This window comes from Nitrospira sp. (genome assembly GCA_005116745.1).
Taxonomy (GTDB): domain Bacteria; phylum Nitrospirota; class Nitrospiria; order Nitrospirales; family Nitrospiraceae; genus Nitrospira_D.
Genome location: SWDS01000010.1, coordinates 222,301 through 236,207, shown reverse-complemented (window position 1 = coordinate 236,207; position 13,907 = coordinate 222,301). Strand labels below are relative to the sequence as shown.

General features: G+C 55.1%; 16 protein-coding genes. 8 read left to right on the top strand and 8 right to left on the bottom strand.

All coding sequences use genetic code 11. The annotated features are described in order from the left end of the window. Positions 1 to 52 precede the first annotated feature (52 nt). Positions 53 to 427 carry a hypothetical protein gene (locus E8D52_15920; GenBank protein ID TKB65878.1) on the top strand — a complete coding sequence of 125 codons (375 nt, stop codon included), beginning with the start codon at positions 53 to 55 and terminating at the stop codon, positions 425 to 427. A gap of 35 nt (positions 428 to 462) precedes the next feature. Here the strand turns inward: E8D52_15920 and E8D52_15915 are convergent, their stop codons facing one another. After that, a complete protein-coding gene (locus E8D52_15915) occupies positions 463 to 879 on the bottom strand; it encodes a hypothetical protein (protein ID TKB65877.1) in 417 nt (138 codons plus the stop codon). 313 nt (positions 880 to 1,192) lie between these two features. Between E8D52_15915 and E8D52_15910 the strand changes: the two genes are divergently transcribed. Continuing rightward, entirely contained in the window at positions 1,193 to 2,212 is a 1,020-nt protein-coding gene (locus E8D52_15910; GenBank protein ID TKB65876.1) for a sel1 repeat family protein, read from the top strand. 240 nt (positions 2,213 to 2,452) lie between these two features. Here the strand turns inward: E8D52_15910 and E8D52_15905 are convergent, their stop codons facing one another. Next, positions 2,453 to 3,523 carry a hypothetical protein gene (locus E8D52_15905; protein ID TKB65875.1) on the bottom strand — a complete coding sequence of 357 codons (1,071 nt, stop codon included), beginning with the start codon at positions 3,521 to 3,523 and terminating at the stop codon, positions 2,453 to 2,455. Between the two features lie 400 nt (positions 3,524 to 3,923). On the opposite strand from E8D52_15905, the gene E8D52_15900 reads away from it, so the two are divergent. Next, positions 3,924 to 4,742 carry a hypothetical protein gene (locus E8D52_15900; protein TKB65874.1) on the top strand — a complete coding sequence of 273 codons (819 nt, stop codon included), beginning with the start codon at positions 3,924 to 3,926 and terminating at the stop codon, positions 4,740 to 4,742. Between the two features lie 51 nt (positions 4,743 to 4,793). Here E8D52_15900 and hemG read toward each other — a convergent pair whose 3' ends face one another. The 3 genes from hemG to hemE form a co-directional block, all read right to left on the bottom strand. After that, complete coding sequence (gene hemG / locus E8D52_15895; GenBank protein ID TKB65873.1) at positions 4,794 to 6,293, bottom strand: protoporphyrinogen oxidase; 1,500 nt, start codon at positions 6,291 to 6,293, stop codon at positions 4,794 to 4,796. Further along, on the bottom strand, positions 6,269 to 7,219 hold the full coding sequence (locus E8D52_15890) for a ferrochelatase (GenBank protein TKB65872.1): 951 nt from the start codon (positions 7,217 to 7,219) through the stop codon (positions 6,269 to 6,271). Before E8D52_15890 ends, hemG begins: the two co-directional genes overlap by 25 nt. 79 nt (positions 7,220 to 7,298) lie before the next feature. Then, positions 7,299 to 8,324 (bottom strand): uroporphyrinogen decarboxylase, encoded by a 1,026-nt coding sequence (gene hemE, locus E8D52_15885; protein TKB65871.1) that lies wholly within the window; start codon positions 8,322 to 8,324, stop codon positions 7,299 to 7,301. Positions 8,325 to 8,603: 279 nt separating this feature from the next. Between hemE and E8D52_15880 the strand changes: the two genes are divergently transcribed. Beyond that, complete coding sequence (locus tag E8D52_15880) at positions 8,604 to 9,659, top strand: acyl-CoA desaturase (protein TKB65870.1); 1,056 nt, start codon at positions 8,604 to 8,606, stop codon at positions 9,657 to 9,659. On the opposite strand, the gene E8D52_15875 is transcribed toward E8D52_15880, so the two are convergent. The 3 genes from E8D52_15875 to E8D52_15865 are packed head-to-tail and all read right to left on the bottom strand — an operon-like array spanning position 9,656 to position 11,261. Next, positions 9,656 to 10,126, bottom strand: a complete 471-nt coding sequence (locus tag E8D52_15875) for a hypothetical protein (protein ID TKB65869.1) — start codon at positions 10,124 to 10,126, stop codon at positions 9,656 to 9,658. The two genes, E8D52_15880 and E8D52_15875, sit on opposite strands and share 4 nt — an antisense overlap. 23 nt (positions 10,127 to 10,149) lie before the next feature. Beyond that, positions 10,150 to 11,028, bottom strand: a complete 879-nt coding sequence (locus E8D52_15870) for a DMT family transporter (protein TKB65868.1) — start codon at positions 11,026 to 11,028, stop codon at positions 10,150 to 10,152. Positions 11,029 to 11,057: 29 nt separating this feature from the next. Continuing rightward, positions 11,058 to 11,261, bottom strand: coding sequence for a hypothetical protein (locus E8D52_15865; GenBank protein TKB65867.1), 204 nt, complete (start codon positions 11,259 to 11,261; stop codon positions 11,058 to 11,060). A 333-nt stretch (positions 11,262 to 11,594) separates the two neighbouring features. Here E8D52_15865 and E8D52_15860 point away from each other — a divergent pair, with 333 nt between their 5' ends. The 4 genes from E8D52_15860 (at position 11,595) to E8D52_15845 (ending at position 13,799) form a co-directional block, all read left to right on the top strand. Then, entirely contained in the window at positions 11,595 to 11,996 is a 402-nt protein-coding gene (locus E8D52_15860) for a zinc ribbon domain-containing protein (GenBank protein TKB66363.1), read from the top strand. Beyond that, positions 11,920 to 12,873: a hypothetical protein gene (locus tag E8D52_15855; GenBank protein ID TKB65866.1), complete on the top strand. Its 954-nt coding sequence runs from the start codon at positions 11,920 to 11,922 to the stop codon at positions 12,871 to 12,873. Before E8D52_15860 ends, E8D52_15855 begins: the two co-directional genes overlap by 77 nt. Further along, on the top strand, positions 12,782 to 13,348 hold the full coding sequence (locus E8D52_15850; protein ID TKB65865.1) for a hypothetical protein: 567 nt from the start codon (positions 12,782 to 12,784) through the stop codon (positions 13,346 to 13,348). Before E8D52_15855 ends, E8D52_15850 begins: the two co-directional genes overlap by 92 nt. A 73-nt stretch (positions 13,349 to 13,421) precedes the next feature. Next, positions 13,422 to 13,799: a hypothetical protein gene (locus E8D52_15845; protein ID TKB65864.1), complete on the top strand. Its 378-nt coding sequence runs from the start codon at positions 13,422 to 13,424 to the stop codon at positions 13,797 to 13,799. Positions 13,800 to 13,907 lie beyond the last annotated feature (108 nt).

Here is a 13,907-nt window from a genome sequence, read left to right as displayed (position 1 = left end):
AAGCCGATGGCATGTCGAGCTCGATCTGCGCAACATCAAGAGCACCTTAGGCATGGAGCAGTTGAGTTGTCAGACCCCAACCATGGCCATCAAGGAGATCTGGGTCCATCTGTTAGCCTACAATCTGCTTCGGATGATGATGGCTCAGGCCGCACTGCTCACCAACTGGCTACCGCGCCAGCTGAGCTTCAAACATACCCTGCAACTCTGGAACGCGTGGACGCATTATGGTGCTGGTATCCAGCAGGATGAGCTGCCACATGGCTTGTTGGTCCTGATCTCTCAACAGCGCGTAGGCAACCGGGCTGGCCGTATTGAACCCCGAGCCATTAAGCGACGACCAAAACCCTATCCGCTCCTCATCAAACCCCGTGCGGTCGCCAGAGAGGATATCCGGAACTATGGCCATCTTAAGAAGCTTAAGTAAGCGCCATTCGGGTCGGTACCCTTTCCCTCAAAGTGTCAGATCCCGATGCGTCTCCTCACTTCTTCCCGGACAGCCGATTGATCCGCAGTAAACAACGCCTCGACCTTCGGGAACAGATGGGCCAGTGGCCCGATAAATGGCTCCAGCAGCATGTCACGTCGTTCCGTCAACATGCCTTCCCCGTCAGCCACCTGCATCTTCCAGCCGGCAATCGTTTTGGAGAGGATGTTGCTCATCATCAATTGCTGGCCGGGCGAGCCGACAGCCATTCCGACGAGACGACGCTTCAGCACCTCCAGTTCATCCGGTATTGAGACCTTCACGCGTACGCCATGTGGCGTCGCCCAGGTGGATCGTTGAATCGAATAGTCGTAGGAAAAGACCTGCTCTCGCGGCTCACGAAACGGACCGTTGATGTCTACGATGGCAAAGGGGTTATCAGTTGACGGCATGATTCTCTCGCTTTCCTCGGTGGCAATGACACCCACTCTCGTCTGTACTATAAGAGCTTGAAGTTAGAGAGGACAAGAGGCTATCTATAGAGGGGACAGCGAAACGATACAAACGCGTCACGCAGGATGCTCAAAAAGGCACGTCCAGCAAGGCCGCAGCGAATGAAGAGGCGAGGCGTACGCTTCGGTACGTTGAGCCTCTGAGCGATGCGAGAACGAAGCTGGCGGACTTTTTCAGCATCCTGCCAGAGTGCGCGAGACAGCGTTCCGACACACTGATATACTCCGACCAAGGATTCCCTCGGGAGAAGGCATGGCCAAGAAAGGCTATCCTGGACTCGTTCTAGTGCCACCCAGCGATCGCACGATCTTGAGGCGCCGACTGCTCCTTTGTGCGTTGTTCATCGTCGCGCTCGTCTGGGGTGCGTCGACACTAGGCGTATGGCCTCTGGTCTCCGACGACAGGGCGAACTGTCAACCAGGCGTCGCACAGGAAGGCTCGAATGGCCTGGCTGAAAAATGTGGCCAACCGCAATCAGCAACGGAACCGTTACCAAATCAGAACGCCTTCAGCCTGACGCCCCTCTCACAGGCTGAAGGCCTGGCTGAATCTAACAATCCTCCACCTTCCCCTCCCCTTGATCCTGATCAGCACACGCCCCACAGCACACACAGCCAAGACTTAACGCCTCAATCCTCCGAGCCGGCCAACCGCCCAGCTGACCACAGCGCGGTATCTCCAACTAACGAAAACATAGCATCACATATGCCGGCCTCCACACCAGCACATATCCAGAATCGCGATGTTCACGTAGCCGATCGACTCACGCCACAACTCCATCAGAGTCAAAACTCAACACCCAAGTCCTCCGAGCTAATCAACCATCCCATTGACCTCAATATTGCATCATCAGCTAACAAACAATCGACAGTAAGCTCATCGACCTCAAGACCTGTTCAAGAGTCAGACATCGACGCTCGCCTGGCGGAACAGGGCGATGCCTTTGCCCAGTATCGTCTCGGACGTTATTATGCACAGCATGGCGGGCGACAGACCCCAGAATCAGTCAGTTGGTACAAGAAAGCTTCTCCCGGTCTCCACCACCTGGCGGAGACCGGCAATGGACAAGCGATGTACGTTCTCGGGGTGATGTACGCCTACGGGCGCGGAGTCACAAGAAGTACGGATGAGGCTCGCCGGTGGTTGACCCGGGCTGTCGAACACAGGATTACAGCAGCTCAGCCGGTTCTCGCGAAACTAGCAGTGCACCCTCATACTAATCCCAATCCGAAAGCACCAGAACAGGCAAAACACCTCAAACAGCAAAACTGAAGTAATCTGACTACCCTATGGTCGTAGACCACATCATTCACCTCGCCGGGAAACAGAACGTCAAGCCCGGTGGGTCACTTGCAATCTACTCCATGCTCGATTTGACGTTCAAGGTCAGCAGCGTCGAAGCTGCCGAGTGATTCGGCGATCAAGTCGTCATCACCAATCCGCTACGCTTCGAATCCACTAATGCGCACCCGTTGACCTGTCCTACTATGGGTGCCTTCCAGCGTCCGCCAATTATTTTATATCGTTGAATTTCTTTTTGCTGGTGGCGAGCAGATTCGGCGGTGGTCCGATCGGCTCAAAGTTTTTCAACAGCGGAACATCATCTTTCTTTACCCACATCAAGTCGTGGTTGTAGGAATCACGAGGGCCCCAACTACCCGTGAACGTCTTACCATCCGGGGTAAAGATCCAACACATATCTTCGCCGGCCGTATTGATCGTATCACCGAGGTTCAATGGCTCTTGCCATTCGCCATTGGGATTCTGGTAGGAAATCCACATATCATGTCCGCCCCGCGAGCCCATGTCCGGGCGCGTACTGGTGATAATGAGACTCTTCCCGTCCTTCGACAGGCCGGTCCAGTGCATATGGTCCCGATAGGGCGAATTGAGGCGTGGCCCTAGACTCTCAGGCTTCTGCCACACACCGTCTTTCTTTTCAACTTTCCAGACGTCGCTGTCTTGTGTCACTCCGGGCTGCTGGTAGTTGAAATAGATCAGACTGTCGGACGCAATGATCGGGCAGTGTTCCTCGCCGGTCGGCGTATTGAGGTGCGGCAGTTCGGGGACATCGTTCCAATTCTTGGCCGGTTGCCAGACCCCGTTGATTTTCTGCGTCACATACAGGTCACCGGTAGAGAGATTGCCCGGCTGCTCGTATCGCGTAAAATAAATGACATTGCCGTCATCCGAGAAGCTCGGTTCCAGCTCCCATGCCGATGTATTGATGTTCGGCCCCACCGTGGGATCGATGCCTGGTCCCAGATGAATCGGGCTTTGCCATGTGCCATTTACCTTATGAGCTATCCAGATGTCTAAATTGTAGGGAACACCGGGTGACGGGACGCTCCCTTGGCGGCCGGAGACGAAGATGGCGGTATTTCCGTCAGCACTATACGTAATCTCGATTTCGGATTCTGAGGTATTGAGGGGTTCGCCTAGACTCTTCGATAGAGAGGACGTTGATGTTCCGTGTCCGCCATGCGGCATCTCCATGCCTGACATCGCATACCCCGCTGTAGGCACAAGGAAAAGTGTCAGCACGGCGCAAGCTATCTGTTGACGAGATATTCCTAGGTACATGGGTCCTCCTTTCTCTGCTTCCGAGCGTTCAAATTTACCCACCGTATCTTTCTTTTGCCCGTGCTGTCACCACAATCGCCTGCATCGTTGTCTGAAACGGACTGTCTCCACCGAGGTAAGTGCCCCGCAGGTTTTAGAATCTTGAGCGCTCTCATACGGGAGGAAAGGGTAGAAGCATTGATGCCCAGCAGCTTCGCCGCACCATGTTCACCCGAAACTTTCCACTTCTCGGCTTCTGCACGCGCGGCGAAGATCTGAAAGATCGCATGAACTCGCGGTTCTTCTGGAATCGGACGACGGTCGATCACCGGCATATGCCCGAGTATCTGGCCGTCGGTGTCCTGAGGGGTGTTGAGTGACCCGAGTGAGGAGATGTCATGAATTGAAAGTATGGGGCGAGATGAGCGAGAAATGCAAGAGGCGCAGGCGGAAGTATCGGGAAGAGTTCAGTTGCACCGCTCCATCTGACCTCGATATGATGCGCGTCACTATGAATGCCATCACACGCCTCAAATCGAAAACACCTAGCCCGTACAAGCTGACCCACATCGAGACCGATACCCACGATACAAAGACCTTCCGTTTCGAGCTGCCAGCCGACGCTACGCTGGACATGTTGCCCGGTGACTTTCTGTACGTCCATGCGACGATCAACGGCAAGCAAGTGAAGCGGGCCTATACACCATCGTCGCTGCCCGGTACGACGGGATTCTTCGACCTGACGGTCAAGCGCTATGAGGCTGGTTCAGTCTCCAAGTACCTTCATGATCAGCAGATCGGCGAGACGGTGTTGATGAGCGGGCCGAACACTGGCGGTCATTGGGTGGATGGCATGGCCACACGCGTAGGATTCGTCGCCGGCGGCACCGGCATTACGCCGATGATCTCCATCATTCGTTGGATTCTGACCAAGAACATCGATGCGGAGCTATTTCTGATCGTTGCCAATAAAACAGAAGCGGACATCATCTTCCGACACGAGTGGGAACGAAACGTCCAAGAACATCCCAACTTTCATTGCCATCACGTCTTGGAGCAGCCCCCTCCTGAATGGTCCGGCAGCATAGGACGGGTTACACCAGAAATTCTGCAACACCACCTTCCTGCTGCCGATACCGCCACCTGTATCTTCCTCTGCGGCCCCCCTCCGATGGTCGATGCTCTGGAAACAACGCTGAAGGGACTTGGGTATCCTGAGCAGGCCATTATCCTTCCATAAAGGCCCTCGATCGACTGCAAAGAGAGACCGTTTCTCCCTTTCTCCCCCTCCTCATGAACCCTCACTAATAGCGGATCGCCCAGATAGACTCTTGCCACCTACAAGATCCTGCACAACGCGTTCGGCCGCCAACGCCCCATCACGGATACAGTCTGGAATGCCAACCCCGCGATAGCCGGCCCCTGTGAGAATCAACCCGGAATAGCGACTCACTGCTGCATCGAGCTGAGCCAATCGATCCAGGTGACCAACTGTGTACTGCGGCATCGCCTTCCACCATCGATTCACCTCCGTGAAAGTTGGTTCCACGCTGATGCCGCATACCGCCGCGAGTTCTTCTCTGACTTTGGCTACCAGCGTCTCGTCATCCAACTGAAGAATGTCTTCCCGGCCTACGCCACCGATATAGCAGCGCGCCAACAGCTGATCCGCCGGAGCGCGATGGGACCACTTCAGCGACGTCCAGGTTGCGGCAATCAAATCACGTTGCTCTGTTCGCGGAATGATAAATCCAAATCCTTCGATGGCGCTCGTCAGCGTCCGTGGAAACGCCATCGCAATGGTAGCAGTCGACGCATAGGGAATCATGTCCAATAGTCCACCGGCGATCGGTGTCAATGGACGCACCAGTTCCGCTGAGACATATGCCGGTGTGGCAAGAACCACGCTATCCGCGGAAAGCGCCGATCCATCCTCCAGGATCAGGTCGTACATCCACCGTCCTAATTCATGAGACCTCACTCTCAGCGCGTCGACTCGGCACCCTACTCGAAGTTCCACACCCTGCTGAGTCAATCGACTCGTCAGAGCCGTGACCAAATCGCTGAGGCCATTCTTTAAACTAACAAACATCGTACGCCCTGGTTGGGCAGTCGAAACCAACGAGGCGGCTTTCTTGGCAGCCATCATGCCGCGAACGACGCTGCCGTACTGCTGTTCAAGCTCGAAGAACCGTGGAAACGTAGCCCTTAGGCTCATGTGCTCGGCGTCCCCCGCGTAGATCCCGGCCATGAGCGGCTCCAGTACTCGCTCAAATGCCTGAACACCGAACCGGCGGCGAAGAAACGCAGCTAACGGCTCATCTTCTCTGGAGGAACCAGGTGGAACGGCAAATTCAAGTCCCATCCGAACCAGCCCCGACCAGCTCAATAGTCCGCTGTGAAGGAACGACCCCAATTGTTTTGGGACGAATGACAACAGGCCCTCAGGTAGGTCATGAAGGCGACCTTTGTGCAGGACACAGGCCTTCTTGCCCGTCTGATTGGTATTGATGAGCTGATCGGCAAGGCCAAGCTTCGTACAAAGATCCAGACCGGCCTGTTTTTGGGACAGGAATGAATCCGGTCCGGTCTCCGTCACAATCTCGCCAACTCGATGCGTGACGATCTTTCCTCCCCAGGACGATCCGGAATCAAGGATCGTGCAGCGGAGGGTCAGACCGGCCTTTGCCGCCTGCTCTTGGAGTGAAAATGCGGTGGCCAGGCCAGAAATGCCCCCACCGACGATCACGACTGTACGCGGTCGAGTCACGACTGAATAGGGAGCGAGGATTCGTGTGCAGCCAAGACGTCGCGCAACGTCTCGATGAGTGGAAGAGAGTCGTTCAGCATGGGCATGCGCTCAAGGTGTAGGCCTCTGCTCAACGCCAACTGTTTGAGTTCGATGTCGATATCGTAAAGCGTTTCCACATGATCGCAGATAAATCCGATAGGCGCCACCAGCACAGACCGGTGTCCCGCCAGCTGAATGTTGTCCAACATCGATTCCACGGTGGGTCCCAGCCATGGTTCGCTCGATCGCCCCTGACTTTGATAGGCAAAGTAGGTCGGTCGATTCCCCAAATGTTGCGTGACTGCCTCGACCGTGCCTTTGACTTCGTCAGGATAAGGATCCTTCATGGCCACGATCCGTTCTGGCAGACTATGCGCGGTAAACAGTACCGGCACGGTTGCTCGCACATCGGCAGGAAACTTCTGAAGCTCTTGCTGGATGCTCTCAACCAGAGCCTCAATCAATTTAGGATGTTGGTTCCAACTCCTAAGATACGTGACGGGGGTACCGTCCTCCAACCCAACACGAGCCTCTTCGACCTTCTTCCGATAGGCACCGGTACTCAGTGAGGACTGTTGCGGGGCCATACACACCCCGATGATCTGTTCCGGTGAAGACTTCAGCAGCTCGGCGTACGTTTCTTTAATAAAAGGATGCCAATGCCGCAACCCGACATACACTCGGTATCGGCCAGTCCTCGAACTATTCAGCTGTTGTTCGAGTTTCTTTGCCACTTCGTGGGTAATACCGACAGCAGGCGATTTCCCACCGGTGGCTCGGTACCGTTCACGAATCTCTTCGACCAACTCAGGGGGCGTCGGTCGGCCACCACGAACATCGAGCAAAAACGGCTCAACGTTCTCCAGACAATCGGGCCCACCCATCGCCATGAGGAGAATTGCCGTGGGATGCTCCGTCGTCGCCATGCCAGTCCTTATGAATTCAACAACCGTCCCATGCGATTCAGAGGCCGCTGCCGCCCTCTGTGCACATCGATTGAATGCGTTAGCGTTGACTAAGTTTGTGCACCATATCGATCGTGGCAGCGACATGGTCGACGGGTGTCGCAGGCAGGATACCGTGACCGAGGTTGAAAATGTGCCCGGGACGTCCTCCGGCTCGTCGCAAGATATCTTCTACGCGGCGTTCGATTTCGTGGAGCGGCGCAAACAGGACGAGCGGGTCCAGGTTGCCCTGGACGGCGCGATCATGCCCAACCATCGACCAGGCCTCGTCCAGATGAACTCGCCAGTCGATCCCGATCACATCGCCACCTGCCTCGCGCATCTGCCCAAGAATGGCCGTCGTGCCGGTGCCGAAATGAATCATCGGCACCCCTTCCCGCTTGAGCCCATCGAAAATCCGCTGGACGTGCGGCTTCACATATTCGGCATAATCACCGGCCGAGAGACAACCGACCCAACTATCGAAAAGCTGAATCGCTTGAGCCCCCGCCTTGATCTGTCGCCGGAGATATCCAGTGAGCACAGACACAAATTTGTCCATGAGGCGATGCCAGGCTGTGGGATCGCCATACATCATCTGTTTGGTATGCAGATAGTTGCGGGACCCTCCGCCCTCAATAGCGTAGCTCGCCAGCGTGAACGGCGCACCGGCAAAGCCGATCAATGGCACCCGCCCATTCAGAGCCCGTCGCGTTTGGCGAATCGCTTCGGCCACATAGTCGAGTTCATCGCCGTCGATGACTTTCAGTCGATCCACAGCCGCTCGGTCTCGAACCGGATTGTGGATGACAGGTCCTTCGCCCTCCGCAAATTCCAGGTTGAGCCCCATCGGTTCCAACGGGAGCAGAATGTCGGCGAAAATGATTGCCGCATCCAACGGGAATCGATCGATAGGCTGAAGAGTGACTTGGGCGGCCAACTCAGGCGTCTTACACATCTCGAGAATGGAATGTTTTGCACGCAGCGTCCGGTACTCGGACATGTAGCGTCCGGCCTGGCGCATAAACCACACAGGTGTGCAATCGACAGGTTCGCGGCGACAGGCTTTGAGAAATCGTTCATTCATAGTGGAGGTATTTTAGAGAGGCACGAGGAGCGCTGTCAAACAGACACGTGCACGTCCACTTTTCTCTGAAGACTTGTCCAAATAAGTAGACAGCGATCGCCAGTCCGGTACAATCAATCCGGCGGAAACCACGCAAAATCAGATTTCACTTTCATGACGCTCTTCTGTATAATGACTCTCTAACCTATTCAAGACGATCAATCAGCTTAATTGGGACCCCGGCTCCCTGTCTCTCACCACAGTGACGTTGCCGATCCCCCGACCTACGAGGAGAATTGTATGTCCGACGCGCAATCGCTTCACTCAACCAAAGCCCCAGATGCCTGGTATTCCGTTCTGCGCTGGTTTGATTCCTGGGCGGGCCTTGAGCACACGAAAGTAGAGGGGCCGCCCAAGGTAGACTGGATTCGCAGTATTCCCTTCCTTGCCGTACACCTGATGTGTCTGGGCGTCATCTGGGTAGGCTGGAGTTGGACTGCTGTGGCTATTGCAGTCGCCTTCTATTACGTTCGCATGTTTGCCATCACCGGCTGGTACCATCGCTACTTCTCACATCGCACGTTCAAGACTTCCCGGACCGTCCAGTTTCTCTTCGCCCTATTGGGAGGGACCTGCGCGCAACGTGGTCCCTTGTGGTGGGCCGGCCATCATCGCCATCACCACATCGCGTCTGATACACCGGAGGATGTGCATTCCCCGCGCCAGGGAGGATTTCTCTGGTCGCATATGGGCTGGATCATGTCGCAGACGTTTTACGCGCCACGCCTCAAAAGCATTGCTGATTTCGCGAAGTTTCCGGAACTGCGGTTTCTCGACCGGTTTGATGTTCTAATGCCGACCATTGCGGGGTTTGGGATGTTCGGTCTCGGTCGATTGCTGGAAGCCTACGCGCCAGAACTCGGCACGAATGGGCCTCAGATGCTGATTTGGGGATTTTTCATCTCGACCGTTGCATTGGTTCACGGGACCTGCACAATCAATTCCCTCTCCCATGTGTATGGGTCACAGCGCTATGTCACCGGCGACGACAGCCGAAATAACTTCTTTCTGGCCATGATTACGATGGGGGAAGGCTGGCACAACAACCATCACTACTATCCGGCTTCCACCAGACAAGGCTTTTACTGGTGGGAAATCGACATGAGCTACTATTGTCTCAAGGCGCTTGAGTGGATGGGGTTGGTCTGGGATGTCCGCGGTGTCCCAGAGTATGTACGCGAAGGAAAAACCAAGCAGGATTCAGACCGTAGTGTGCTCAAAAAGAAGATCGACGCAGCCGTGAACGCCACGGAGCTTCCAGACCCTCAACCTGAACTTGAGCTGACCCCTCGCTAGACCAAGTCGGCACTGTCATGAGACCTTGGCTGATCAGACCTGTGATCAGCTAAGGTCTTTCGAATTCGTTGGCTTTCACCATCAATTGCCTTTCGCTCCTCATCGGATAACACCCACGCCTCACCAGCGCTCAGCTCGAAACGATAGTGGTCCTTTCTGAGCGTAAACCACTCGACATAAGGATGCGGCTCCAGATTGGGGTGTGGATCCAGCGAAATGAGATTCACCGTTCCAACCTGCGGATTCGCCATGTCGCCGATGACCTGTCCAGCCATATCGTCATCTTCAAACCGATTATTGCGGAATCGAATCACCTCTCCCGCAATATCCGGCTTAAAATTGCCGCGCAAATAAAAATCCACCGGCCCAATCACGGCAAAGACAACCTGACCCACAACCGTCCCTTCAACGCGGTTATCTAAAAATCCTTCACGAACCCACCGTCCATTCCCAAATTTTTGCGCCATACAACTCCTCCTTATACACACGATCAACCACCGAACGCGCCGATCACCACCGCCAACACAATCAGCGCGCTCCCAATCCACCCGTGAGTATCCAACGTCTCGCCCAGAAAGTACCAGGATAACCAGGCCGCATAGGCCGGTTCTGACGCAAACAATAGCGCCACCTGCTGCGCCGGCACCTGCTGCTGTGCCCACATCTGAACAGCAAAAGCCAGTGTCGCAAGTACGCCGGTCACTCCAAGACCAATCAGCAAGACAGCCGTTGGTGAAAAAGCGCTTGCGCTGGCCTCCTCCCACCAGGGAGCCGGGAGAAACAGCACCGTCATCGCCACCATCTGCCACACCAGCAATGATGGCGCGTCGAATTGACGTGTGAACCGTTCGAGACAAATGATGTGCCCCGCAAAGGCAGCGGCGCACCCGATCGTCATGAGATCACCCAGGTTCATAGAGGTGCTCGGCTTCACCAACAACCAGAGTCCAACCAACGCAATTGCCGTGGCGAACACCACCCGTCGGTCGATCCGCATCAGGATCAAGGGGACAAAAATTACGTAGAGTGCCGTCAGAAAGGCCGAACTGGACGCCGTCGTGTGCTGAAGTCCTACCGTTTGCAATACGTAGCCAAGAAAGAGGAAGACCGTGGTGAGCGCACTCGCCATCAGCAGAGCACGATCGTGATGCAGTCGATGGCGACTCACTGCAAACCATAACAGGATCAGTAGAGTGCCCAGGAAGAATCTGAGCAACAGGAAGGAAAGTGGCGAGATCTGTTCAAGCGCGGCCTTGGTAGCGGGAAAGGTGGCGCCCCAAATGAGGGTGGTCAGGAGAAGGGCAAGTCGCGGCATAGTCAATGTTGAATGATCACGTATGAATGTTGAACGGACCCAACAGGTCAGCATTCATAGTAACCGTTCACCATTGCACATCTTTACGGTCTGCACAGAGGACACAGCCGGTCTCGGTTGACTCCAGCCTGTTCCATGGCACGGAGTGCCCGCTCTTTATCGGGATAGTCGAACCATCCCCCTTCCCAGAAATCGCTGGACGTTGAGACGGACGGTACTTCCGAGCACCGGTCTCGATGGAGCGTCACACGATCGATCGAGCGGGCAATGTGAACCCAGTAGATCATGTTAACCGGTGAGGGGTACAGGGTGAGTGGTACGGAACTTCCACAACTGGATCACGCCTTACTCCTAACCCATGACCAGTTCATGCGAGGAGTTGCCACTCATCCTTCTCGATGAAGCACTTCACACCGGTCTGCAACTTCTTGACATCGTCTTTTTCGAAGAGCTTCATGTAGCGCTCGATTCGATCCTCGTCATCGATTCGCTCTTCTTGCATTACCCCGTTATTGCCTTTATACCGTCGAATCAACACTGACATTGAAGCCCTCCTTATGAAGCTGGCAGTTTGGTTGCCTATGTTGCTAGAATAAACGTCTCGTTGTGAGCCGGTCAAGATCGCTTGGAAGAGGTCACCTTGTCAAGTCCAAGACCGAGTTCCATATGAGATCACTACAATAGAGACACAGAAAGGATCTAATTCCGTGCCCCTCTACGAGTACCGTTGTGGACAGTGCGAGAAACAATTCGAAGCCACTCAGTCCGTGTATGCCAGGGTCGAAGACACGGAATGCCCATTTTGTCAGGCTCGCCAGGCAACCCGACTCATGTCGTCATTTACGTCTAATGTCGTCGGCGATCGCAAGCCAGGCTTTACTGAGCTGAAAGCTAAGGCGATGAACGAGGAACGGATGCAGCGCTTCGCCAAGTTGCCGCCGCTGAATGCCATGCGCACTATGCCACCGCCGAACGTCACCTCAGAATCAGATCCCACACCGACAGAAGGATCAACTTCTTGAGTCGCCACTCCCAGTGCCTAGTCAGTCGTCACCTCCTGTGGGAACAGGCGACTCGATGACCGTGGGACGGTTCGTAACCGGGCTGCTCGTCGGACTGATCTTCTGTGTATCCCATGCCGAGATCTTCGCTCAAACAGCTGGAAGCCTGGTGATTGCCGGAAACGGACCGGAGCAAAGGACCATCGAGGCCTTGGCTCGAGCCTTTGAAAAAGCCAATCCCCGTGCCTATGTCGACATCCTGTGGGACGAAACTTCGAAACCGTTGCAATTAGTCACAACAGGCCAGGCCCAGATTGCCGTCACAGGGGCCGAAGATCCCGCTTTCGCGGCGACTCAGATAGGGTGGGATGGAATCGGCATTTTAGTCCATTTATCGAACTTCACCAAAGAGGTGACGAAGCAGCAAGTGGCCAACATTTTTTCGGGAAAAATTACGGAGTGGTCGGAACTGGGTGGACCGGAGACGAAGATTCTGCTGATCGACAGGCCACGCAACCAGAACGTTCGGGACACCTTCGAAACCCAACTCGGAATTACGGGTAAAATCGCTGAGTCCGCCAAAGTCCTCGACGGAGATGAGGTTGTCGTGAAGACCGTCGTTGGCACCCTGCCACCCCTCTCTGCAGTTGCCTATATTTCGTTGAGTACCGGCCTCTCGGCCGTCTCAGACGGCGTCGCCGTCCGCTTACTGCCGATGGATAAGGTTGAACCGGAAGTGCCAACCGTGAAAGACGGCCGCTACAGCCTTCGTCGCCCGCTGCTGCTGCTTTCCAAAAAAGAACCGAATGCCTTGGTGGAGGCCTTTTCAACATTTGCGCTCACCCCTCTCGGACAAACGATTATCGGAGACATGTATGTTCCGATGCCGAAGAAATAATTCTTCATCGAAGGAGGTCACGATGGCTCCCCACTTCCTGATACCCTTCCTGATGGTCTCGTTGTGTGGGCTCGCCTACCTCCCCCTACCCTCCCTTGCCGAAGAGGGAGTGATCGTCGACGGAGCGGGCTACACGCTGCACGACACAGAATCGATCAAGGGACACGACGAACAGAAAGTCGCGAAGGACCCCGTCTGCGATAGCAGTAGAAAACCAAAGATCGTACGTGTGGAACCGGACGAAGCCAAGCCGGGACAAATAATCACGATTAAGGGTGAGCACTTTGGAACCAGAGATTGCTTCCGCGGCGTGGCATTCAGTGCAGCCGGATCCACCAAGATTGACTACACGTTTGTGAACGACACGACCGTCGAAGCGACGGTTCCGGAGATCCAGCCCGGCATGTCCTTCATCGACGTCGTGGCCAGCGGAGGGAACGCCCGCTCGAAAGCCTTTTTGGTACAGGCCAGATAGCAACTCGACAATATTATCTCGCGTCATGTATCGTATAAGTAGAGAATCTATTGTCCATCTGGGAGCGCATCTCATGCAAACTTTCTGGTGCCAACGAGCCGTCCCGGTTGCACTCCTTATGGCAGGCCTTTCCATGTCCCTGCCAGCTGCGGCAACCCCACCCATCAAAGAACGACTTCCCCTGACGCTCAGCGGACCAGGCTGCGACAGCAAGGAAACTGAGATGACGACTGTCTTGCAGGCAATTCCCGGTGTCACCGGCATCTACTTTAAACGTGTCCCAAACCATGTCCTCGTTGACATTACCACCGGCACCACGAACGCAGCGGATGTCATCACGCGCGTCAACGCGGCAACTATCTCATGGCAATGCAAGGTTGAGTTTATAGAGGGATGTATTTCGGCCGCCATGCCCACCACAGCATCAGCCGCCCCGCACCACAGTGAGTAATGGCACCGATGCCCTCGGAAAATGCTCTACACAATCAGTTCCACAAGGCCATAGACCTTCCTGCTGCTTACCTGCAAAACTGAGCTTACCTCGAACAACGGCCTTTCC